This window comes from Microbacterium endophyticum (assembly GCF_011047135.1).
Lineage (GTDB): Bacteria > Actinomycetota > Actinomycetes > Actinomycetales > Microbacteriaceae > Microbacterium > Microbacterium endophyticum.
Genome location: NZ_CP049255.1, coordinates 121,849 through 144,096, shown reverse-complemented (window position 1 = coordinate 144,096; position 22,248 = coordinate 121,849). Strand labels below are relative to the sequence as shown.

Genomic DNA, 22,248 nt, shown 5'->3' with positions numbered 1-22,248 from the left:
CATTTTCTCGTAGGAGTTGTTGTGTCTTCAGGTCGTGTTGTCGTTGTCACCGGCGGAAATCGCGGAATCGGTCGCGCTATCGCTGAGCGATTTGTGGCGCAGGGCGCGAAGGTGGCCGTCACCGCGCGATCGGGTGAGGGTCCGGCAGGAACGCTCACCGTGCGCGCAGACGTGACAGATGCGAAAAGCGTGGATCTGGCATTCGCCGAAATCGAACGCGAGCTCGGGCCGATCGAGGTAGTAGTCGCCAATGCCGGCATTACCAAAGACACTCTGCTTCTTCGCATGTCCGAGGAAGACTTCGATTCGGTCGTTGCGACAAACCTCGGTGGCGCTTTTCGAGTCGTCAAGCGCGCGTCGAAAGGGATGCTCAAAGCGCGCTGGGGACGGGTCATCCTCATTTCTAGTGTTGTCGGGCTCTACGGGTCGGCCGGACAGATCAACTACGCGAGCTCAAAGAGTGGTCTCGTCGGTTTTGCTCGATCACTCACGCGGGAACTCGGTTCACGCGGTATCACCGCCAACGTCGTGGCTCCCGGTTTCATCGAAACAGACATGACAGCAGCCTTGCCCGATGAGACGCAGGCAGAGTACAAGCGAAATATTCCTGCTGGACGCTTTGCCACTGCTGACGAAGTAGCTGGGGTAGTGTCGTGGATCGCTTCTGATGACGCGGCCTATATTTCGGGAGCGGTCATCCCTGTGGATGGCGGGCTCGGAATGGGCCACTGACACGCGACGTGTCGGACCCGCGCACTGGGCGCGGTTTCTCGTTCACCGAGGAAGCAGTGCAATGACCTCGGACAAGTCGACGCGTCCGATCACAAGGTCTGCGTGGACCTTAACGATCGGCTTCGCGTTGAATGCCAAGCCGAGGGCGGCGACTTTCATCATCTGAAGGTCGTTTGAACCATCGCCAATGGCGAAGGTTTGGTCTCTCGAGACTCCGTGCTCACGGGCCCACTGAAGCAGAGAGTCTGCTTTCGCTTCGGCATCGACCACTTCGCCACGGACCTCACCTGATAGTGCACCATTCTCGATACCGAGGCGATTAGCGCGCCAAACGTCGATACCGAGGTCGGGTGCGACAGTATCGAGAATCTCGTGGAAGCCGCCGGAAACGACCCCCACGATGCCACCACGGTCATGGACCGTAGATGTGAGCTGTCTGACCCCGGGGGTTTCTTCAATACGAGCCAGCACGCGCTCAAATGCGCTCAATGGCACGCCACGGAGAGCGGATACACGCGATCTGAGGCTGGTTGCGAAGTCGATATCTCCGCGCATGGCGGCTTCTGTTGCAGCAGCCACTTCAGCACCGCGTCCAGCTTCATCCGCGATGAGCTCGATGACTTCATTGCGGATGAGAGTCGAGTCGGCGTCGAGGACAACGAGGAAGCGCGCGTGGTTTTGGCTTGTCACCAGTTCACGTTATCGAACCCTCGGTGTCTGCGAATCACGCGTCGACGTAAACGTTCTTTCCGACAACGGTGATGCCAGACTCAGTTACCGCAAAACCTCGGGCAAGGTCCCGCTCTCGATCGACCCCGACGGTTGCGCCGTCTGCGAGGACGACATTCTTATCGAGAATCGCGCGATGGATTCGTGCGCCGGCTCCGACATGTACTCGGTCGAAGAGAACCGAATCGGTGACCGTAGCGCCAGCCTCGGCCAGAGTCCATGGTCCGACGACGCTGCGCTCGAGGTGTGTGCCCGAGAGAACCGAGCCGAGCGAGACGATGGAATCGATCGTGTTACCGATACGACCGACCGAGTCTCGGACGAACTTCGCGGGCGGCGAGTTGACGAGCTGGGAATGGATCGGCCACTGCATGTTGTACAGGTTGAAGATCGGCAGCGTCGAGATGAGATCCATGTGCGCATCGAAGAACGAGTCGATCGTCCCTACGTCGCGCCAATAGGAACGATCGCGTTCTGTGGAGCCGGGTACGTCATTGCGCTTCATGTCGTAGACGGCTGCTTCTCCGCGGTTTACGAAGTAAGGCACGATGTCGCCGCCCATATCGTGGTTCGACGTGGGAAGTTCCCCGTCAGCCTCGACGGCCGCAATAAGAGCGTCGGTGTTGAAAATGTAGTTACCCATCGAGGCGAGGATTTCGTGGGGACTGTCGGGCAGGCCCGAAATCTCCTGCGGCTTCTCTAAGAACTGGCGGATGCGAGTCGGGTCGCTTTCTTCGACATCGATGACTCCGAACTGATTCGCCATCCCGATGGGTTGACGAATGCCTGCGACGGTTGCTGATGCTCCCGATTCGATGTGAGCCTCTAACATTTGCCGGAAATCCATCCGATAGACGTGGTCGGCACCGACCACGACCACGATGTCGGGCTTCTCGTCGTTGATGAGGTTGAGACTCTGCAGAATTGCGTCCGCAGACCCCGAGAACCATCGCTTCCCGAGACGCTGTTGTGCCGGAACAGATGTGACATACGAGTCAAGAAGCGGAGACATCCGCCAGGTTTGTGACACGTGGCGGTCGAGGCTATGGGACTTGTACTGCGTGAGTACGACTATTTGTCCAAGTCCCGAGTTGATGAGATTGGATATGGCGAAGTCAATAAGGCGGTATTGACCGCCAAAGGGCACAGCGGGCTTGGCTCGGTCGGCGGTGAGCGGCATCAGGCGCTTGCCCTCTCCGCCGGCGAGAATGATTCCGAAAACCTTGGGGGCAGCAGGCATGCGCCAAGACTATGCCCCTCACCCCACGTGTACTAGCGTCCTTGACATGCGCGTCGATATCGTCACTAAGGAATATCCACCTGAGATCTATGGCGGTGCAGGTGTACACGTCACTGAACTGGTGAAAGCGCTCCGCACTTCACTCGATGTCAGAGTGCGAGCTTTTGGTGCAGATCGGGATGAACCCGAGACGACTTCGTATGTAGTGCCGCGCGAATTGGCGGCAACGAATGCCGCGATCCAGACGATGGGAATTGACCTCGAGATCGTTTCAGACGTCGCCGGGGCCGACGTCGTCCATACCCACACCTGGTATGCGAACTTCGCCGGTCACGTCGCATCCTTGCTTCACGGAATCCCGCACATCGTGACGGCGCACAGCCTCGAGCCCCTGCGCCCGTGGAAGGCCGAGCAGCTGGCCGGCGGGTATGCCGTGTCCAGCTACATCGAGAAGTCGGCGTATGAATCCGCTGCAGCTGTCGTCGCAGTGAGTGATGGCATGCGCCGCGATATCTTGCGCAGCTATCCCGCTCTCGATCCTGAAAAGGTTCGAGTGATCTACAACGGGATTGATGTGGAGGCTTGGCAACCCGTCTACGACAGCGACGCCCTTCGTGCGCTCGGGATCGACCCTGCGCGTCCTTCGGTTGTCTTCGTTGGTCGAATCACACGTCAAAAGGGGCTTCCCTACCTGCTGCGAGCCGTCGAGCAGCTGCCACCGGAAGTGCAGATCGTGCTGTGTGCAGGCGCCCCTGATACTCCAGAAATTCTGGCGGAAGTCGAAACTCTTGTGGCAGCGCTCCAGACCACTCGTACTGGAGTGGTCTGGATTGACCGACACCTACCGCGGCGGGATCTGTGCGTGATTCTGACAGCAGCGACGACATTCGTGTGCCCGTCGATTTACGAACCGCTGGGGATTGTCAACCTTGAGGCAATGGCGTGCGGCGCGGCAGTGGTGGGAACGGCCACCGGCGGAATTCCGGAAGTTGTCGTTGACGGTGTGACCGGGCGAATCGTGCCGATCGAGCAGCTGCAAGATGGCACGGGAACTCCGGTAAACCCCGACAAGTTTGTTGCGGACCTTGCAAGGACTCTGAACGAAGTAGTCGCAGACCGTGATCAGGCAGCTGCGTACGGTGCAGCGGGTCGGCAACGCGCCGCGGACGACTTCAGTTGGGGCTCGATTGCGGCTCAGACAGCCGCGTTGTACGCGGAGGTTGCGGCGTCGGGCCGTTAAGCTTGAGGCCATGACGCAGGTTCTCGATTTCTCCGACGTTGTCGTCCGCCGAAACGCACGGGAGATCGTTTCCCACCTGGACTGGCAGGTCGCCGACGATCAGCGCTGGGTGATCCTTGGCCCGAATGGGGCAGGTAAGACGACGTTGCTGCAGCTCGCGGACACGCTCGATCACCCAACAAGCGGTTCGGTGACAATTCTGGGTGAGCGCCTCGGCCGGACTGACGTCTTCGAACTCCGGCCCCGAATCGGATTTGCCTCGTCGGCGCTCGCCAAGCGCGTACCGCCGAACGAGACGGTTCTCAACGTTGTTCTCACCGCCGCCTTCTCGGTAGTCGGCAGGTGGAACGAGTCGTATGAGAATGTTGACGAGCGACGCGCGTTGCGCGTGCTTGCGGAATGGAAACTTGCCCATCTGGCTGACCGCACTTTCGGAACGCTCTCGGACGGTGAGCAGAAGAGAGTTCAGATTGCGCGTGCCGTCATGACCGATCCCGAGCTTCTCCTGCTCGATGAACCGAGCGCCAGCCTCGACCTCGGTGCTCGAGAGGAACTGCTGACGTTGTTGGGTGGATACGCCCAGGCGCCTTCCACGCCGGCAATGATTATGGTGACTCATCACGTCGAGGAGATTCCGGTCGGCTTTACGCACGTCCTCTTGATGCGCGACGGTCGAATCGTTGCTTCCGGGCCGCTGGAGCAGACTCTCACGTCCGATTCCTTGACCGAAACGTTCGGAATGAATATTTCGCTTTCGAGTGAAAACGGTCGTTATGCGGCCAGAGCCACAAGCTAGCGCGGCGACCCGTGTGGCAACGCCGCGCCGATGCTGATAAGATTGATGTTTGGTGCGTTTGCACCGCAGACTTCCCTGGTTCTGAATAGCTCAGAACCGCACCATCACAAGGATCCGCTATGAAGACTGACCTCCACCCCGACTACCAGGCCGTCGTTTTCCGTGACCTCGGTTCGGGCGACACGTTCCTCACTCGCTCGACGGTTTCTAGCGACAAGAAGATCGAGCTCGACGGCGTTGAGTACCCGGTCATCGATGTCGAAATTTCCTCGGCGTCGCACCCGTTCTACACCGGTAAGCAGCGCATCATGGACTCGGCCGGTCGCGTCGAGAAGTTCAACCAGCGTTTCAAGAACTTCGGTGGCTCCAGCAAGTAGTCGCCGTAAAAAAGGGCCCCGCAGATGCGGGGCCCTTTTTATTATCTTTCGCGTCGGTTTCGGAGCTGCGCGGACTATCGAATCGGCCAGCGGCCATCGAGCCGTTCACTAGCGGCAATGCGCCCGGTCTTTACGAAGTGGTCTGAGAGGCTTGCTGCTTGTTCGCGCGCCCACGCCACTTGGTGCTCGTGCAACTCGCCCGAGGTCGTTGGTAATTCTTCGCCGTATCGCTGAGCTATTTTCAACGCAATGCGCCCCGCGGCGACAGCGTCTGCCTGCGCATCGTGCGCGATATCCAGTGTTACGCCGTAGTGCGACGTTACTGTGTCGAGTGTGCGCTTGCCACGGCGATATCGATCGAGAGCTTTGTCGAGGACAAGGGGATCGACGACAGGGAAAGGATCCTCGATGGGCACGACACCGTGGCGAAGAGCTTCGCGCTTGAGTAGCGAGAAGTCGAAGGGTGCGTTGTAGACAACGATCGGGGTCTCTGCTGCGATGAGTTCCGCTATTGCGGTGACTACTTCCGATACGACCTCTGGTGCGGGGCGACCGAGACGACGTGCATCAGCGGTCGTGATCCCATGAACTGCCGCCGCGCCATCCGGAATTTCGATCCCAGGATCAGCCAGCCAGGTTCTAGCACTCACTTGTCGCCCCGTCCGGTCGAGCACGCCTACGTGCGCCGAGACAATTCGATCATCCTCGATGTCGATTCCTGTGGTCTCGAGGTCGAATATCCCTAGACTCTGAGTCCACGATGGCGCAGGCGCGTGATCTGAGTCACGTGATGTGTGGGGCATGCGATTTACGCTATGCGATGGCCGAGCGACGTTTGGCGCGGGCGCGCCGGAGCGCTCGGTTGCTCCGCGCTCATAGAATCGATGGTGTGAGTTTCACTGATCCGTATGCTGAACGTCTTGCGGCTATTCCTGTCGAGCGGCGTGAAGTTGAAATCGACGGAGCGACGACCGCTTATTGGGTCTACGGTGATGCGAATGCCGAAATGACGATCGTCTTCGTTCATGGTTTCCGTGGCGATCATCACGGACTTGAGCCGGTCGTCGCGTACCTCGAGGGCTATCGGATCATTGCCCCAGATCTTCCTGGTTTCGGTGAAAGTCCGCCATTGCCTGGTAAGCAGCACTCCGTGGAAACCTACGCGGCTTGGCTCGAGAGCTTCATAGCGTCGATTGAGCCGGGTGCCATCGTGCTCGGCCATTCCTTCGGTTCGATCATCGTGGCCGCGGCGGTCGCAGGCGGACTAAATTCTCCGCGTGTGATCCTGGTCAACCCCATCGGTGCGCCGGCTCTTGAAGGGCCACGTGGCATCCTCACGCGCCTTGCGGTGTTGTATTACTGGGCGGGAGCGCGGTTGCCGAGGAAACTAGGGGAGTCCCTGCTTCGGAATAGAGTGGTCGTTCGCGTGATGAGCGTGTCGATGGCGAAGACGCGCGACGCTCAGCTTCGGCGATTCATTCACGATCAGCACGATCGATACTTTTCTGGATTTTTTGATCGTGATGTTCTTCACGATGCCTTCATCGCGTCGGTATCTCACGATGTGAGCGAGTTCGCGGCGAGGATCAATCAGCCAGTGCTCCTCATCGCCGCTGACCGCGACGACATCACACCCATCGCGGTGGAGCGCAAGCTGCGGAGACTGTTTTCTGACGCGGAACTCGTGGAGATCGAAGGCGTCGGCCACCTCATCCACTATGAGACCCCAGCCCCGGCGGCTGACGGCATCCGACGTTTTCTCTCTCGCTGAGAGCTATTCGTCTGCCCGCGCCATATCGATGAGCGGAGACAAGCGATAGGCGATCACTTCGCCCATGGCTAGCGATGTCTCAGTACGGTCGACCCCTTCGATCGAGAGAATACGGGCGTCAGTATCGAAGAGGTGCTGAGTGTCTCGGCAGGCGACTCGGACAAGTAGATCGACCTGTCCGCTCAGACCGTGCGCCTGGAGGACTTCGGGGATGCGGGCGAGCTCGGCCGTGATGGCGGGAAGCGCCGCCTGTCGCAGAATCACGTTGATGAATGCCTCGATAGGGAACCCCAGTGCGCGTGACGATATCGAACGCTCGTAAGACAAGAACACACCTGCCTTGTCGAGACGAGCCATCCGTGCCTGAACAGTGTTGCGGGACATTCCCAGCCGATCGGAGAGTGCCACGACGGTTGCGCGCGGATCGTGGGAGAGCGCGGCAAGTAGCTCGAGGTCTACGTGATCCAGGGCTGCCATGCTGCGAGACCCTAGCATGTGGCGAGTCCCATGATCAGGTGCGTAGACGAATACTCGTCGGGTTGCCTGCGATTACGCGAAGACAAGATCATCCGAGAGGAAACGAAGGCGGTCACGCTCAACCAGAAATCGCCATCGCGATCCGTTTGCGAGTCGCGATCCGTCTGGGGGAAGCACGCCGCCGGTAGCATGCCGGATAACTTCGCGGATCAGAGCGCCGTGCGAAACAATGATGACTGGCATCGGGATGGGGGAGGAGGCCGCGCGACTGTGCTCGACAACGTCGAGAAGACCACGGACGGCGCGCTCTCGCAGGTCATCTCGTTTCTCCGAGCCGGGAACATCGGCACTGTGCCAGGGCCCCCACCGCTCGGCGAATTCGGCGGCGGTGAGGCCCTCTCCGTCGCCGTAGGCGCGTTCGCGAAGAGACGGGTATTGCCGTGGTCCTTCGAGTCCGAGTTCCGCCCCGATGATCTCTGCCGTTTCCCGCGCGCGGGACAGGTCGCTCGATGCGAGAAACACGGGCATATCACCCAATGACTTCCGAAGCTCGACTGCAGCCTCTAGAGCTTGCGCCCTGCCGGTGTCATTGAGCGGAATGTCTGTTGTTCCCTGCACGCGAAGCGCGCGGTTCCATTCGGTTTCGCCGTGGCGGACGAGAGTCACATATGTCACTCACCGAGCTTACGGCCTTGACGCTCACCGAGTCGCGGGGAGAGCCGTAGCTAGCGCCTGCAGAATCTCTCCGGCGCCGCCATCGATCTTCACCGTTGCCCGCGCATCTGCGCGAGTCACGCCGCGGTTGATGATGACAATAGGAAGCTTGCGCCGGCGGGCGCGTTCGACAAGACGGATGCCGGAATTCACGACGAGAGACGAACCGGCGACGATGAGCGCATCGCTCGCCGCAACCAACTGTTCGGCCTCGCGAAACTTCTCAGCCGGGATGAACTCGCCGAAAAATACGACGTCCGGTTTGAGCATTCCGTGACAGATCGTGCAATCCGGTATCACGAATCCCTCGATCGTTTCCGGAAGAACGTCGCCGTCCGGACCCAACGGAATATCGGCGTCCAAATGCAGAGTCGGGTTTTCTTGCTCAACCCGGAGTGCAACGTCGCGTCGGTCGAAAACTTGACCGCAGCGTGTGCAAAAAACGCGGCGCATTGTGCCGTGGAGTTCCACCACCCGCCGGCTACCCGCCCGAACATGGAGGCCGTCGACGTTTTGTGTGACGACTCCGGTGGCGATGCCCTGTGCTTCAAGCTCGGCGATGGCGTTGTGTCCGCTGTTCGGCTGTGCTGATGAGAATGAGTGCCAACCCAGATGACTGCCAACCCAGTATCGGCGGCGCGCGTCCTCGCTCGCATAAAACTGATCCACGGACATCGGTGTCCGCGTGGGAGCGCCCTTGCCACGGTAATCAGGAATGCCTGAATCCGTGGAGACGCCAGCGCCCGTTACGATCGCGACTTTGCGGGTCGCGAGGGCGTCGATGGCACGACCAACGAGAGCGGTCGTTTCAGTATCAAATCCGGACAGGACGGTCACGGCGCTCACCTCCTCCGTCACTTCGACTCTACGCTGGACGAATTGCCGTGATGTTACGAGGCGCCGTGCATCCCGCGTTCGATCTTTGAAAAGAAGGCACTTTCATGCAGGTACACCATGTCACCGACGTCACCGACCCCCGGTTAGCCGACTATCGGGACCTCACCGACGTCGCGCTTCGACGTGTGCTGGAGCCCGAGGGCGGCCTGTATGTCGCTGAGTCTGCGAAAGTGATCGCACGAGCGCTGAAGGCCGGACACAACCCTCGCTCGGTTCTCGTGCAAGAGAAGTGGCTCCCCGACGTGTCCGCGCTGCTTCCCGCTGAAACTCCGGTGTACGTCGTTTCTCCGGGCATTGCCGAAGAGCTCACCGGGTACGCGATTCACCGCGGGGCGCTTGCGGCGATGCATAGACCGTCACTTCGGTCGGTTGCCGAGGTTGCAACCGGCGCGCGCTTGGTCGTCGTTCTCGACGACATCGTCGACCACACCAACGTCGGTGCCGCCTTTCGCGCAGCGGCGGGACTCGGGGCGGATGCCGTGCTCATCAGCCCGAGGTGTGCCGATCCGCTCTATCGCCGCAGCGTTCGAGTCAGCATGGGAACTGTCTTTCAAGTGCCCTGGACCCGTCTTCCGGCGTGGCCGCAGGCGGCCGTGGAACTGCACGACGCCGGGTTTCATATCGCAGCGCTTGCGCTGAGCGACAACGCTGTGCGACTCGATGACTTTGCAGCATCCCCACCACGCGCTGTTGCAATGGTCCTCGGCTCAGAAGGTGACGGTTTGAGTAGGCATGCCCTGGCCGCAGCCGACACAATCGTCACCATTCCCATGTTTGGTGGCGTGGATTCGCTCAACGTCGCCGCGGCAAGTGCTGTGGCCCTCTGGGCGCTGAGACCCGCTTTTCAGAGCGCAGTGCTCGACGAGTGACCATCGGTCGCCACTCCCCGCGCAATATCGAGCGGTGACGGGTTGGGGCGTTTGGCTGTCACGGTGTCTCCGGAAGACTGATGCCGTAGACGCCGCAATACCCAGGGCATGAGGTGCGTTCTAGCCCATACGAGATCATTCGAGCGGGCGGTGCGCCAGGTTCTCGTCGGGTACGGGTCGGGTTGCATCGGCATCAGGTCGTTCGGCACGGCAAGTGCTCGCAACACCATGCGGGCGACCTCGTGGTGCCCCAGGGCGTTGAGATGCAGCCGATCGTCGGCAAAGAATCGCGGATCTTGAATCTCTTTCAACGCCCACTGATCGGCGACGACGCAATCGTATTTCTCCGCAACAGCGCGAACGTTCTCGTTGTAGATGGCCACCTTGCCGCGGAAAGCGCGCAGAACGGGGGTGAAGGCCGTGTCGATTCCCGTAAATACCACCACAGTTGCGCCCGAAGACGTGAGACGCACGATCGCGTCTTCGAATTGCGCTGAGATTTCGTCGGGGTCTGTCCCCGGCCGGATCACGTCGTTCCCTCCCGCGCAAAATGTGATCAGGTCTGGTTTTAGGGCTACCGCGGGCTCGACCTGATCGGCGACGATTTGCGCAATGAGCTTTCCGCGTACGGCGAGATTCGCGTACGCGAAGTCAGCAACTTGAGAGCCGAGCACTTCAGCGAAGCGATCAGCCCAACCGCGGTGGCTGCCCGGCGACCCAGAGATGGGATCGCCGATGCCTTCGGTGAACGAATCGCCCAGAGCGACATATCGACGCCAGGGGTGCGCGCCGTGATTCTCTGGGATTGGCGCAGACGGTGATGTATCCGAATCGCTCGACATGGTGCCTCCTCAACTTCAGAAACCCGCCGCTGCGAGTGTCGATCTTCTCGACAGCCTAAGGCGATGTCGGTTGTGTCGCCTATCGTTGATGGTTGCGCTTTAGTTCTGGAGAGGAAGTGCCGTGGACGAAGAACCTTTCGCCAGCGATACCCTCGGCCCGGCGAACCCTGCGGCATCCGATTCCGACCACATCGGAAGTTTTGCGGCCGAGCACCTCTCGCCGTCGTACCCGCAGCGTGCACCGTGGGGAACAGCGCAACGTCTCCGCGCATGGCAGGCAGAGGCGCTTGATGAGTATTTCGCCCTCGACGGGCCGGATGGCGTCGGTAAGGGTCCGCGTGACTTTCTCGCTGCAGCGACGCCTGGCGCTGGAAAGACGACCTTCGCGCTCCGGCTCGCGACGGAACTTTTGAGGCGTGGCGTCGTTGATCGGCTCGTCGTTGTCGCGCCCACGGAACATTTGAAGACGCAGTGGGCGGACGCTGCGGCGCGAGTGTCGCTCCGCCTCGACCCCCATTTCAGCAACCGGCACTCGGTCCCCTCGCGGCAGTATCACGGCGTTGCAGTCACCTACGCACAAGTGGCGACGAAGGCTACGGTTCACCAAGCACTCACGCTGAACGCGCGGACGCTAGTCATCCTCGATGAAGTTCATCACGGGGGAGACGCTCTCAGCTGGGGTGAGGCGTTGCGCGAAGCGTATGCCAGAGCCACGCGCCGTCTCTTGCTTTCGGGAACGCCGTTCCGCAGCGACACAGCGCCGATCCCCTTCGTCGAGTACCACCCGAATGCACACGGGATCCGGGTCTCCCGCACTGACTACGCGTACGGCTACCGTCGCGCACTCGAAGACGGTGTGGTGCGACCGGTTATGTTTCTCGTCTACGCAGGCAAGATGCGTTGGCGAACGAAAACTGGCGATGAGATGGAAGCTCATCTCGGTCAAGACAACACGAAAGACATCACCTCCCAGGCTTGGCGAACAGCCCTTGATCCTGAGGGCGATTGGATTCCCGCGGTGCTGCGAAGCGCGGATAGGCGCCTTACCGAGGTGCGCGAACAGATCCCGGATGCCGGTGGCCTCGTCATCGCGACAGATCAGACCGCGGCGCGGGCGTATGCGGCGATTCTGGAGAAGCTGACCGGCGAGGCACCGACCGTTGTTCTCTCTGATGAGGCTGAGGCATCCGGTCGGATTGAGACGTTCTCAGCATCGAATGCGCGCTGGATGGTCGCTGTTCGCATGGTGTCAGAAGGAGTCGACGTTCCGCGGCTCGCTGTGGGTGTATATGCCACGAGCGCATCAACACCCCTCTTTTTCGCGCAAGCAATTGGCCGTTTCGTGCGGGCGCGGCGGCGGGGTGAAACCGCGAGCGTCTTTTTGCCGAATGTGCCGATTCTTCTGGCTCTGGCGGGGGAAATGGAACGCCAGAGAGATCACGCACTCGACCGTGATACCGGCGAAGATGAGGACTGGGCTCTCGACGAAGACGCGATGAATATGGCGGCGCGAGAGGACTCGGCCTCCGATGCACTCACACAGGAGTTCACCTATCAGGCGCTAGGCTCGCTCGCCCACTTTGATCGAGTGATGTTCGATGGCAAGGAATTCGGTCAGCTTGCGGTGCCAGGCACACCCGAAGAAGAGGAGTTTCTCGGCCTGCCCGGCCTCTTAGAGCCTGAGCATGTTCACGAACTCCTCATGCAGCGTCAGGCCCGGCAGGGGAGGCATCGAAGCGAACGTGAGGCGATGGAGTCGGAATCCGGTCAGCCGAGAGACGAGTCCTCTCTCCCGGAACCGCTCCACCGCACGTTGAAGGAACAGCGTCAACTTCTCAACAGCCTCGTGGGTCTGTATGCACGCCAGAGCGGGGAACCGCATGGCGCAGTCCACTCTGAGTTGCGCCGGGTGTGCGGAGGACCGGCCGTTTCACACGCGACAGTGGCACAACTCCAAGCACGAATAGAGCTCTTGCGTTCACGCGTGCGCTCCTAGCGCACAAGTTCGGTCGGCCGAACTGCAGCGAGTTCCCTGCCTGATTACTCTCAATAGCTGGAGTCGTCTAGGAGGACAGCAGTGAATGATGCACCCGCACGCGCGCCGAAAGTGCGTGATCGTCGAAGATGGGCGAAATATCTCGTCAATGAGCGCGCAGAGGCGGCCGTCTACTCAGGGCTTGCGCGTCGCCGTGAGGGAGAAGAGCGTGAGATCTTGCTCGCCCTAGCAGCTGCTGAGGGCCGACACGAAGCTCACTGGGTGGAGCTGCTGGGGGGAGAGCCAACAAAGCTGCCGCGAGCGTCGATGTCGACTCGTCTGCTCGGATGGGCCGCTGCTCGATTCGGATCCATCTTCGTGCTGGCGCTGGCGCAGAACGCGGAAGCGCGTTCGCCCTACGATGACGATCCTCACGCCACTGCGGAGATGAGCGCTGATGAAAAGGTTCATCACGAGGTCGTCAGAGGGCTTGCCGCGAAGGGGCGTCGGCGACTCTCAGGTACCTTTCGTGCCTCAGTTTTTGGCGCGAACGACGGACTCGTGTCGAACCTCGCGCTTGTCATGGGCATCGGTGCGACGGGGGTGGCCCCCCAATTTGTCTTGTTCAGTGGCATCGCTGGGCTTCTGGCCGGCGCCCTTTCGATGGGTGCGGGTGAGTTCGTTTCGGTGCGCTCTCAGCGCGAACTGCTCGAATCTACTGAACCCAACAATGATGTAGACGCCGTCTTGCCTGACTTGAACCTGGATGCGAACGAACTGGCTCTTGTCTATCGCACGCGAGGAATGAGTGAAGAGGACGCACTGGCCCGTGCGGGAGCCGAGCTGCAGATCGCAAGACGGGCGGACCGGTCCCAGCCGTACCGCCGTCCAACAGAGCGGTCCGATAGTCACGACGTAGTAGGAAGTGCGATTGGCGCCGCGAGCTCCAGCTTTCTCTTCTTCGCCTCAGGAGCGATCATCCCGGTACTGCCCTGGATTTTCGGCGCTGAAGGACTTCTTGCCGTCGTTTTGGCATTGCTGCTCGTCGGAGTCGCCTTGATGGCGACGGGCGCAGCCGTGGGGTTGCTCTCTGGCGCCCCGCCGCTCGCGAGGGCGTTACGTCAGCTGGCGATTGGATTTGGGGCCGCTGCGATCACATATGTACTCGGTCTGCTGTTCGGGGTCTCTGCGGCCTAGAGACGGCAAACAAAAGGCCCTCGATCTGAAATTCAGATCGAGGGCCTTTTCACAATGTGCGCGAGGGGGGACTTGAACCCCCACGCCCGTTAAAGGGCACTAGCACCTCAAGCTAGCGCGTCTACCTATTCCGCCACCCGCGCATTGTTTTTTCGGTTTCGCAACCGAGGGTCAACGCTATCACGAACCAGACGGCGTCGAGAACACGTCGTCGCTTTGGGCGGCGCCCGTGGTTGCTGTGCGTGGGACCTCAGGCGTAACGGGTAGCGTTGACGCCATGTCCAATCCCGCGGCATTCGCCCCTGAATCAGCGCCCGATCTTCCAGAAGTTGCACGCGTTGCACGAGACCTCATTCGATTCGACACGACGAACTTCGGCGGGGGACGAGCAAACGGCGAGCGCGAAGCTGCGGAGTACGTGGCGGCTTACCTCGAGTCACTCGGTCTCGACGTCAGCGTGTATGAACCGGTTCACCGCCGCACGAACGTGCACGCGCGCATTCGTGGCAAAAACTCATCGAAACCTGCGCTCGTTTTGCACGGACACCTCGATGTCGTCCCGGCCATTGCAGGCGACTGGAGCGTCGACCCGTTTGCAGGAGAGATTCGCGACGGCATGTTGTGGGGTCGCGGCGCGGTCGACATGAAAGACATGGATGCCATGATCTTGACCGCTGTGGGCGAGATTCTGCGCTCCGGCGATCAGCCAGAACGCGACATCATCGTGACGTTCTTCGCTGATGAAGAGAATGGTGGCGTCGAAGGATCCGGTCTCGTTGTCGCTGAACACCCCGAGTGGTTTGCCGGCGCGACCGAAGCGATCAGTGAAGTGGGCGGATATTCGATTGCTGCGGGCGACCGCCGCGCCTACTTGCTTCAGGTCGGCGAGAAGGCACTGATGTGGATTCGTCTCGTAGCGCGAGGGCGCGCGGGTCATGGGAGCCGGTTGCACCCTGAAAACGCGCTCACTCGACTCTCCGAGGCGGTCGTCGCGCTGGGGCGCACTGAATGGCCTATCCGACTGACGGAAACCACAAGCCAGCTTCTTGACGGTCTCTCGAGTCTCACCGGAATCTCGACCGATGACCCCGACGCTCTCGCGCTCGGGGCAGGGCCGGCCGCCCCCTTCCTCCGATCGACGCTGCGAACGACAACCAATCCGACCGGACTTACTGCGGGATACAAGCACAATGTCATCCCTGATCGCGCTGAAGCCCTCGTCGACGTCCGGGTTCTTCCGGGTACCGAAGCTGCCGCGCTGGCGGACATTCGACGGATTATCGGGCCCGACATCGAGATTGAGATTGTCCACCAGGACATTGGGCTCGAGGTTCCGTTTGCCGGAGAAATCGTCGAAGCGATGGTCGCGTCTTTGGAGCGCCACGACCCCGGCGTGCCCGTGATTCCCTACCTGATGGGCGGCGGGACCGATAACAAGGCTTTGTCTGCGCTCGGGATCGCTGGTTATGGGTTCGCTCCGCTGCGGCTTCCCGCGGACCTCGACTTCACGGGCATGTTTCATGGCGTGGATGAGCGCGTGCCTATCGATGCGCTAGTTTTCGGTCAGCGAGTACTGACCGATCTTCTTCGGACGTATTGAAGGGCCCGATATGCATTTTCTTGAGGCGATGTTTCTGGGCCTGGTACAGGGGCTGACTGAGTTTCTCCCGGTGTCATCGAGTGCACATCTGCGCATCGTAGGCACGTTCCTGCCGAACGCGGAGGATCCCGGCGCCGCGTTCACCGCCATCACCCAAATCGGAACCGAAGCCGCTGTGGTTATTTTCTTCTGGCGGGACATCGTCCGGATCATCACGCACTGGTTCCAGTCGCTGGTTGGCCGGATGCCGAGAAGCGACCCTGATGCACGGATGGGCTGGCTCATCATCATCGGATCGATTCCGATTGTCGCGCTCGGTCTCGCATTTCAAGACCAGATCGAGACTGTCTTCCGTTCCCTCTGGCTGGTCGCAGCAATGCTGATTCTCTTCGGCGTGTTGCTGGGAATCGCCGACCATGTTGGCGCCAAAAAGCGCAAGCTCGCCGATATCACGGTGCCTCACGGCCTGATTTATGGCGGCGCCCAAGCGCTGGCCCTCATTCCCGGTGTTTCTCGCTCAGGCGGCACAATAACTGCGGGCTTGTTTATGGGTTACGAACGAGCCGCTGCCGCGCGCTACGCCTTTCTTCTTGCGATCCCGGCGGTATTCGGAAGCGGTTTCTACCAGCTTTTCAAGAGCTGGAATGAGCCGGGCGTCTATTCTCTTCCCGAAACCCTTGTCGCGACAGTCATCGCATTCGTGGTGGCACTCGGTGTCATTGCGTTCTTCATGAGCTACATCTCGAAACGCAGCTTCTTGCCGTTTGTGATCTACCGGGTCGCTCTAGGCTCGACGTTGCTCGTGCTGCTCAGTCTCGGCGTCATCCAGGCTTAGTTTCCTGGCCCAGCGCAGAGTTGCGGATCAACGCGATTTCGTCAACGGCGGGGCTCGTCGCGACCTGGCTTGCCAGGCCCTTCGCCGCGGCGGCGCAGGTATTGCTCGAATTCCTTCGCGATCGCATCGCCTGACGCATCAGGGGAGTCCCAGGTGTCGCGAGTCTGTTCGAGTCCGCGGATGTACTCCGTCATCTCTTCGTCGTCCGCTGCAGCCGCATCGATCGACGCTTCCCATGCCGCGGCTTCCGTTGAGAGAGTTCCCCGAGGAATCTGAACGCCGGTGAGGTCCTCGAGCCGATCGAGCAACGCGAGTGTCGCTTTGGGAGACGGGGTATGCCCGGCGACGTAATGGGGGACACTTGCCCACAAACTCGCTGTAGGAATCCCGACCTTCTCGACTGCATCGCTCAGCACGCTGAGGATGCCGACCGGTCCTTCGTAGGTGCTGCGCTCGAGAGAGAGCTCACTACGCAAGCGCTCGTTCTCACTCCCAGAGAAAATTGTGATCGGGCGCGTGTGCGGAACATCCGACATCATCGATCCGAGCGATACGACGCCCGTGATGTCTTCACGAAGCGCGACATCGGTCAATTCCGCGGCGAACGCCTGCCAGGAACGCGCGGGCTCGACGCCGGTGAGCAGCCAGAGTTGCGTGCCTCTTCCCGGGTTCCGGGGCCTCAGAAGTGTCGTTTCCGGCCAGTGCAGGCTGCGGCCGCCATCAGCGTCGGTGTGGATATGAGGGCGCGTGTATTGATAATCGAAATACAGTTCGGGGTCGACGGAATAAACCGGCTCGTAAGCATCATCCTTCTGCAGCAGGCTCATGGCGGCAGAAGCCGCTTCGCCGGCGTCATTCCATCCGTCAAACGCCGTAACAAGTACTCGACGACCAAGTCCGTCCACGCGACCACCCTCTCTCCCCGTCGAACGGGTGCTTCAAGGATAGGCGTACATGGGCACACCGTCTCGGTGGACGCGAGCGATCTGATGCAATGGCGCCGGATAGCATTGCGGGATGACTTCATCACTGCCGGCTGCCGTGTTGTGGGATATGGACGGCACTCTTGTCGACACGGAGCCATATTGGATGGCAGCAGAGACCCCGCTGGTCGAGAGTTTTGGCGGAACCTGGAACCACGAACAGGCGTTGAGTCTCGTCGGGCTCGGCCTCGACGACGCAGCACGCATCCTGCAATCTGCCGGCATCCGTCTCTCGACGACCGAGATTGTGACCCGGCTGACAAACAGCGTCATTGATCGCCTGTCTACGGATGGCGTTCCTTTTCGTCCGGGTGCACGCGAGCTTCTCTCCGACCTTCGCGCCGCGGGAATTAAGACCGCTCTCGTGACCATGTCACTGCGGCGGATGGCCACGCACGTCGTTGATTTGATCGACTTCGACGCTTTTGATCTCGTTATCGCGGGTGACGATGTGGATCGTCCGAAGCCTTTTCCTGACCCTTACCTGCAGGCATGCGCATCACTCGGCGTCGATCCGGCGCACACCGTGGCGATCGAGGATTCACCGAACGGGTTACGCGCGGCCATTGCGGCAGGCACGGTTGCTCTCGGTGTTCCCCACATGGTTTCGCTCACCGGGGTGGGCGCAAACGAACTGTGGCCCACTCTCGAAGGGCGCACCGCTGCCGATATCGTCGGCCTTCACACGGCGCACGCGTCGAGCAAGGATTTCATTAAGTGAGTACCCAGCGCCCCAGCGGCCCTTTCCGTTACGGCGATCGCGTGCAGTTGACCGGGCCTAAAGCCAGGATGCACACGATCACTCTTCGTGACGGAGGTGAACTGCACACGCATCACGGCGTCTTACGGCACGACACGCTCGTGGGTCTCCCAGATGGTTCGGTTGTGCGAAACACTTCCGATCAGGAATATCTTGCGCTTCGCCCGCTCCTGCGCGACTTTGTGATGTCAATGCCGCGCGGTGCTGCAATTGTTTATCCGAAGGATGCCGCGCAGATCGTGGTGCACGCGGATATCTTTCCGGGCGCTGTCGTCGTCGAAGCTGGCGTCGGCTCTGGTGCGCTTTCGCTTTCTCTTCTGCGTGCTGTAGGCGGTGAAGGCCGACTCGTGTCACTCGAGCGACGGGAAGAGTTCTCGGACGTCGCCCGAGCCAATGTCGAGACATTCTTTGGCGCGGTGCCGCCACAGTGGGAGGTGGTCATCGGCGACCTCGTCACTTCGCTTCCGGAGACGATGGCTGCCGGTTCCGTTGATCGCGTTGTTCTCGACATGCTCGCCCCTTGGGAGTGCATCGACGTGGTTTCTGATGCACTCACCCCTGGTGGCGTCGTGCTTTGTTACGTCGCCACGGCCACGCAGCTCAGCCGAACCGCCGAGTATCTTCGCGCAACGGGACTGTTCACTGAGCCTGAAGCAAACGAAACCATGGTGCGCGGTTGGCACGTAGATGGCCTTGCCGTGCGCCCTGACCACCGTATGGTCGCACACACCGGGTTTCTCATCAGTGCTCGACGCCTCGCGCCGGGGACAGTGCTTCCGGAGCGGAAAAAACGCGCGTCCAAAACGAGTTATGGCGACGAAGACGTCGAAGTGTGGACGCCAGGCGCCGTGGGCGACCGCGAAATTACTGACAAGAACCTCCGCAAACGCGTTCGCGAAGCGCAGCGCGCAGCTGACGGTGCGCGTATCGCTCGTGATGCGGATGACAGCGCTGCGACTCTAGACTGAAATCGTGCGTAGATGCCGCGCGGAAAGCTCTTCAACCGCAGCAACCGATCTGGTGACGGTGGACGGAGAAGTCGGGTCGACACCGACCGTCGACGTGAGAACACCGCTCTACGCCTCTGAGACGGAGTTCGTCGATATCGACGCGGCACTGGCCCGGTGCTCGTCTCAGCTACACAAGCGGCCATCCTCGACTTCGTTTTGCTCGACGGAACTACCGGCGAAATAGTTGCGAGCACTTCTTACGCAGGCTCCGAGAACGCACCGGATGTCGTTTCGACTCTTTACACCGCGCTTCCGGGTTTGGAGAGTGCGCTCGAGTGTGCCACCGGAGGCTCACGTGTCGTCGTCGCGCTTGCAAACGACGACATCGCCCCAGACTCCGCGAAGAGCTTGGGCCTGAGCGAAGATGACACGCTCGTGGCCGTCATCGACGTGCAAAAGGTTTATCTCGCAAAGGCTCAGGGCACGGACAAATTTGCCGAGGGTCAGGGACTTCCCACTGTCGTGAGAGCTCCGAGCGGCCAGCCCGGTGTGAGCTTTCCCGATCACGATGCGGATGTCCCCGATGCGGCGGTTTCGCAGGTGATCATCGAGGGAGATGGAGCCGAGGTTACCTCCGACGACTCAATCCTCGTCAATTACACCAGCGTCGACTGGGACACTCGGGAAGTCCAACAGACAAGTTGGGGCTCAGCGCCGCAAGCCCTGGACATGGCGACGGTTCCCGATGAGATCACAGACGCTTTGGTCGGTCAGCCGGTTGGCTCTCAAGTGATGCTGGTGGTGCCTGCTGACACCGATTCAGGTCTCGACCAATCGCTCATCTACATTTTCGACATCCTGGGCGTTAACGACTTCACTGGCTGATCTTCCGCTGCCTTCTGGCCAATAGAATGGCGTCGTGACGTCCATAGCAGCGAACCGGAGTGCCCCCGAGGAACGACTGGTGAATCTCGTTGTGGCACTGATGGCGACGGAACAAGGTCTCACCAAAGACACGATTTTGCACTCGGTTGCCGGATATCGCGAACAGGGAGATTCCGGTGCGTCAAAAGACGCGTTGGAGAAAATGTTCGAGCGTGACAAAGAGAATCTGCGTCGTCTCGGAGTGCCCATCGAAACGATCGGTGATTTTGCCGATCCGGACGATCTTCGTGAAGCACGGTATCGAGTTCCTACAGCTGAATATTCGCTCCCCAACGATATTTCTTTCACACCAGCCGAAATTGCGCTCCTGAATCTCGCAGGCGGCGTATGGGGCCAGAGCTCGATGTCTGACAACGCCCGGAGTGCACTTCGAAAGATTCGCGCGCTCGGGAACAACGTGGATGAACCCATCATCGGATACGCGCCGCGCATTAGCCTTCGTGAACCCTCGTTCGCCAAGATTCAGGATGCGATCGAGTCGGCGCGGGTCGTGAGGTTCGCATACTTGAAACCGGGGGAGCGAACAGCCCGCACACGGCGAATGGTTCCTCTTGCCCTCGTCGAGTATGAAGCGCGCTGGCATGTGCACGGAATAGATCTCGATGCAGACGCTGAACGTACCTTCCTCCTAGCGCGGATCGCCGGAAGCGTCGAAGTCACCCGCGCAACATTCGATGCGGCGCTTCGCGAGGGCGCGGGAACGCGAGCGCTGCGTGGGTTGGAAGACGTTGCCGCGAGAAACGAAGCAATCCTCGAAGTGCACCCGGGAACCGAGGCGGCACTGAGACTCTCACGTCGGGGAATCCGTGACGATCGGGGTATCCGTATTCACTTCGTCGACGTCGATGTCTTCGCAGATGAACTCGCTTCTTTCGGTCCTGAGGTGCGCGTGATCGAGCCTGCGCGTCTGCGTAACGCTGTTATTACCCGTCTGCGTGCAACACTTCTCCTCCACGGCGGGGCAGCATGACCGTCAACAAGCCGCTCCTTGCGCTCGATCGTGCAGCTCTCATGATGCAGCTCGTGCCGTACTTGATTGGCCGCGGCGAAGTGTCTGTCACTGAGGCCGCGCGCGACTTCGATGTCACTCCTGATCTGATGCGCGGCATGGTCGAAAAGCTGACCGTAATTGGTCTCCCCGGTGATGGTGGTTTCTGGCAGCTGCCGCATGATCTTTTCGACATCGACTGGGATCTGCTCGACGCACACGACATAATTTCGATCACGAACACCGTGGGCCTCGAACATGCGCCCCGCTTGACCGCCCGTGAGGCAGCCGCACTTCTCGCTGGACTTCAGCTCGCCAGAACTCTGCCGGGTGTCAGCGACAGCGGTATCGTGCAGGATTTATTGTCGAAGCTCAGTCGAGGCGCATCGTCAACGCCGGCCGAGGTTATCGTCGCTCCCGGACCAGTCGACGATGCCCGTGACGTTGTCGACCAGGCGTTGAAAACCGCCGTTGCGGTGTCGTTTACATACAAAGCACCGGATGCCGCGACCACAATCCGCACAGTTGATCCCGTCAAGGTCCATATCGCCGGTGGCCAGTGGTATTTGCAGGGCTGGTGTCACCTACGACAGTCCATGCGCACTTTTCACCTTGACCGGGTGAGGGACATCGAACTCACCAGCATCCCGATTACACATGGAGAAGAGCCAGTTCCCGCTCTCTTTGCTCCGAGTGACGATGACGTCGTTGTTGAAGTGAAATATCCCAGCGTGATGGCGCCGTTACTGGGGGGCTATATCGACCGAGCGCAGGTCTCTGTTGTGGGTGACAAAGCCATTGCGACTCTGCGTGTTGCCGACGAACAGAGCATGAAGCGTCTTGCTGCCCGCGGCGGCGGTGAGATCGAAGTACTCTCTCCAGTGTCGGCGAGAGATTCTGCGGCGGCGTGGGCACAGTCCGGGTTGGAACAGTACGCCGCGCGAGACTCGCGGTAGTTCGTGAGTTGGCCCGCTGGTAAGAGCTGGCGACTACACTGGGGTCACCGCACAATCTTCGAGGAGTAACCATGGGCAACGCATTCGGTTGGCCTCACCTGTTGATCATCCTCGCGGTGATCCTCTTGCTGTTTGGGGCTGCAAAGCTCCCCGCGCTCGCGAAGAGCGTCGGTCAGTCGGCACGTGTTTTCAAGGGTGAGATGAAAGCAATGAAGGACGATGACGTCTCTTCAACGACGGTCGACAATCAAAGCAATTCGACGGAGTCGGCAACGACCATATCGACGGCGAATCCGCCATCGAGCGGATCACCCGACAAATCTGCCTAGCTCGGAGTGGTTACGGCAGGACCGCCGCGCGTCGAAGAGCCTGATG

Annotated in this window: 24 protein-coding genes and 1 tRNA gene; 16 read left to right on the top strand and 9 right to left on the bottom strand. The window is 60.4% G+C overall.

What is annotated here, in order from left to right; translation table 11 throughout:
- The first annotated feature begins 21 nt into the window (after window positions 1–21).
- A complete protein-coding gene (locus G6N83_RS00720; RefSeq protein WP_165138327.1) occupies window positions 22–732 on the top strand; it encodes a beta-ketoacyl-ACP reductase in 711 nt (236 codons plus the stop codon).
- Between the two features lie 42 nt (window positions 733–774).
- On the opposite strand, the gene serB is transcribed toward G6N83_RS00720, so the two are convergent.
- Together serB and G6N83_RS00710 are read right to left on the bottom strand one after the other, a co-directional pair.
- Window positions 775–1,422: a phosphoserine phosphatase SerB gene (serB, locus tag G6N83_RS00715; protein WP_165138325.1), complete on the bottom strand. Its 648-nt coding sequence runs from the start codon at window positions 1,420–1,422 to the stop codon at window positions 775–777.
- 34 nt (window positions 1,423–1,456) lie between these two features.
- Entirely contained in the window at window positions 1,457–2,701 is a 1,245-nt protein-coding gene (locus tag G6N83_RS00710; RefSeq protein WP_165138323.1) for a glucose-1-phosphate adenylyltransferase, read from the bottom strand.
- Between the two features lie 46 nt (window positions 2,702–2,747).
- Here G6N83_RS00710 and glgA point away from each other — a divergent pair, with 46 nt between their 5' ends.
- The 3 genes from glgA to G6N83_RS00695 all read left to right on the top strand — a co-directional run bounded on the left by glgA (window position 2,748) and on the right by G6N83_RS00695 (window position 5,114).
- Window positions 2,748–3,941, top strand: coding sequence for a glycogen synthase (gene glgA / locus G6N83_RS00705; protein WP_165138321.1), 1,194 nt, complete (start codon window positions 2,748–2,750; stop codon window positions 3,939–3,941).
- Window positions 3,942–3,951: 10 nt separating this feature from the next.
- Window positions 3,952–4,737, top strand: coding sequence for an ABC transporter ATP-binding protein (locus G6N83_RS00700; RefSeq protein ID WP_165138319.1), 786 nt, complete (start codon window positions 3,952–3,954; stop codon window positions 4,735–4,737).
- A 119-nt stretch (window positions 4,738–4,856) separates the two neighbouring features.
- Window positions 4,857–5,114, top strand: coding sequence for a type B 50S ribosomal protein L31 (locus G6N83_RS00695; RefSeq protein ID WP_165138317.1), 258 nt, complete (start codon window positions 4,857–4,859; stop codon window positions 5,112–5,114).
- Between the two features lie 74 nt (window positions 5,115–5,188).
- On the opposite strand, the gene G6N83_RS00690 is transcribed toward G6N83_RS00695, so the two are convergent.
- Entirely contained in the window at window positions 5,189–5,917 is a 729-nt protein-coding gene (locus G6N83_RS00690) for an exonuclease domain-containing protein (protein ID WP_165138315.1), read from the bottom strand.
- Window positions 5,918–6,003: 86 nt separating this feature from the next.
- On the opposite strand from G6N83_RS00690, the gene G6N83_RS00685 reads away from it, so the two are divergent.
- Window positions 6,004–6,885, top strand: coding sequence for an alpha/beta fold hydrolase (locus G6N83_RS00685; RefSeq protein WP_165138313.1), 882 nt, complete (start codon window positions 6,004–6,006; stop codon window positions 6,883–6,885).
- 3 nt (window positions 6,886–6,888) lie between these two features.
- On the opposite strand, the gene G6N83_RS00680 is transcribed toward G6N83_RS00685, so the two are convergent.
- The 3 genes from G6N83_RS00680 to G6N83_RS00670 form a co-directional block, all read right to left on the bottom strand.
- Entirely contained in the window at window positions 6,889–7,362 is a 474-nt protein-coding gene (locus G6N83_RS00680) for an Lrp/AsnC family transcriptional regulator (protein WP_165138311.1), read from the bottom strand.
- Between the two features lie 72 nt (window positions 7,363–7,434).
- A complete protein-coding gene (locus G6N83_RS00675) occupies window positions 7,435–8,037 on the bottom strand; it encodes a histidine phosphatase family protein (protein WP_165138309.1) in 603 nt (200 codons plus the stop codon).
- 24 nt (window positions 8,038–8,061) lie between these two features.
- The gene (locus G6N83_RS00670) at window positions 8,062–8,913 is read right to left on the bottom strand and encodes a Sir2 family NAD-dependent protein deacetylase (protein WP_165138307.1); all 852 of its coding nucleotides are present in this window, start codon (window positions 8,911–8,913) and stop codon (window positions 8,062–8,064) included.
- 104 nt (window positions 8,914–9,017) lie between these two features.
- Between G6N83_RS00670 and G6N83_RS00665 the strand changes: the two genes are divergently transcribed.
- Complete coding sequence (locus G6N83_RS00665; RefSeq protein ID WP_165138305.1) at window positions 9,018–9,842, top strand: TrmH family RNA methyltransferase; 825 nt, start codon at window positions 9,018–9,020, stop codon at window positions 9,840–9,842.
- Here G6N83_RS00665 and G6N83_RS00660 read toward each other — a convergent pair.
- Window positions 9,818–10,684 (bottom strand): SGNH/GDSL hydrolase family protein, encoded by an 867-nt coding sequence (locus G6N83_RS00660; protein WP_165138303.1) that lies wholly within the window; start codon window positions 10,682–10,684, stop codon window positions 9,818–9,820. The two genes, G6N83_RS00665 and G6N83_RS00660, sit on opposite strands and share 25 nt — an antisense overlap.
- 190 nt (window positions 10,685–10,874) lie before the next feature.
- Here G6N83_RS00660 and G6N83_RS00655 point away from each other — a divergent pair, with 190 nt between their 5' ends.
- Both G6N83_RS00655 and G6N83_RS00650 read left to right on the top strand, forming a co-directional pair.
- On the top strand, window positions 10,875–12,680 hold the full coding sequence (locus G6N83_RS00655) for a DEAD/DEAH box helicase (RefSeq protein ID WP_241246351.1): 1,806 nt from the start codon (window positions 10,875–10,877) through the stop codon (window positions 12,678–12,680).
- An 81-nt stretch (window positions 12,681–12,761) separates the two neighbouring features.
- A complete protein-coding gene (locus G6N83_RS00650; RefSeq protein ID WP_165138299.1) occupies window positions 12,762–13,856 on the top strand; it encodes a VIT1/CCC1 transporter family protein in 1,095 nt (364 codons plus the stop codon).
- 57 nt (window positions 13,857–13,913) lie between these two features.
- Here G6N83_RS00650 and G6N83_RS00645 read toward each other — a convergent pair.
- Window positions 13,914–13,999, bottom strand: a tRNA-Leu gene (locus G6N83_RS00645).
- A gap of 134 nt (window positions 14,000–14,133) precedes the next feature.
- On the opposite strand from G6N83_RS00645, the gene G6N83_RS00640 reads away from it, so the two are divergent.
- Both G6N83_RS00640 and G6N83_RS00635 read left to right on the top strand, forming a co-directional pair.
- Window positions 14,134–15,456, top strand: a complete 1,323-nt coding sequence (locus tag G6N83_RS00640) for a M20/M25/M40 family metallo-hydrolase (RefSeq protein ID WP_165138297.1) — start codon at window positions 14,134–14,136, stop codon at window positions 15,454–15,456.
- A gap of 10 nt (window positions 15,457–15,466) precedes the next feature.
- The gene (locus G6N83_RS00635) at window positions 15,467–16,291 is read left to right on the top strand and encodes an undecaprenyl-diphosphate phosphatase (RefSeq protein ID WP_165138295.1); all 825 of its coding nucleotides are present in this window, start codon (window positions 15,467–15,469) and stop codon (window positions 16,289–16,291) included.
- A gap of 41 nt (window positions 16,292–16,332) precedes the next feature.
- Here G6N83_RS00635 and G6N83_RS00630 read toward each other — a convergent pair whose 3' ends face one another.
- On the bottom strand, window positions 16,333–17,196 hold the full coding sequence (locus G6N83_RS00630) for a PAC2 family protein (RefSeq protein WP_165138293.1): 864 nt from the start codon (window positions 17,194–17,196) through the stop codon (window positions 16,333–16,335).
- A gap of 112 nt (window positions 17,197–17,308) precedes the next feature.
- On the opposite strand from G6N83_RS00630, the gene G6N83_RS00625 reads away from it, so the two are divergent.
- From G6N83_RS00625 to tatA, 6 genes are all read left to right on the top strand, one after another.
- Window positions 17,309–17,995 (top strand): HAD family hydrolase, encoded by a 687-nt coding sequence (locus tag G6N83_RS00625; protein WP_165138291.1) that lies wholly within the window; start codon window positions 17,309–17,311, stop codon window positions 17,993–17,995.
- The gene (locus tag G6N83_RS00620; RefSeq protein ID WP_165138289.1) at window positions 17,992–19,002 is read left to right on the top strand and encodes a tRNA (adenine-N1)-methyltransferase; all 1,011 of its coding nucleotides are present in this window, start codon (window positions 17,992–17,994) and stop codon (window positions 19,000–19,002) included. The genes G6N83_RS00625 and G6N83_RS00620 overlap by 4 nt, the downstream gene beginning before the upstream one ends.
- Window positions 19,003–19,158: 156 nt before the next feature.
- Complete coding sequence (locus G6N83_RS00615) at window positions 19,159–19,869, top strand: FKBP-type peptidyl-prolyl cis-trans isomerase (RefSeq protein ID WP_165138287.1); 711 nt, start codon at window positions 19,159–19,161, stop codon at window positions 19,867–19,869.
- Window positions 19,870–19,969: 100 nt separating this feature from the next.
- Window positions 19,970–20,899, top strand: a complete 930-nt coding sequence (locus G6N83_RS00610; RefSeq protein ID WP_165142995.1) for a helix-turn-helix transcriptional regulator — start codon at window positions 19,970–19,972, stop codon at window positions 20,897–20,899.
- A complete protein-coding gene (locus tag G6N83_RS00605) occupies window positions 20,896–21,873 on the top strand; it encodes a helix-turn-helix transcriptional regulator (RefSeq protein WP_165138285.1) in 978 nt (325 codons plus the stop codon). The genes G6N83_RS00610 and G6N83_RS00605 overlap by 4 nt, the downstream gene beginning before the upstream one ends.
- Before the next feature lie 71 nt (window positions 21,874–21,944).
- Window positions 21,945–22,202: a twin-arginine translocase TatA/TatE family subunit gene (gene tatA, locus G6N83_RS00600; protein ID WP_165138283.1), complete on the top strand. Its 258-nt coding sequence runs from the start codon at window positions 21,945–21,947 to the stop codon at window positions 22,200–22,202.
- The last annotated feature ends 46 nt before the right edge of the window (window positions 22,203–22,248 follow it).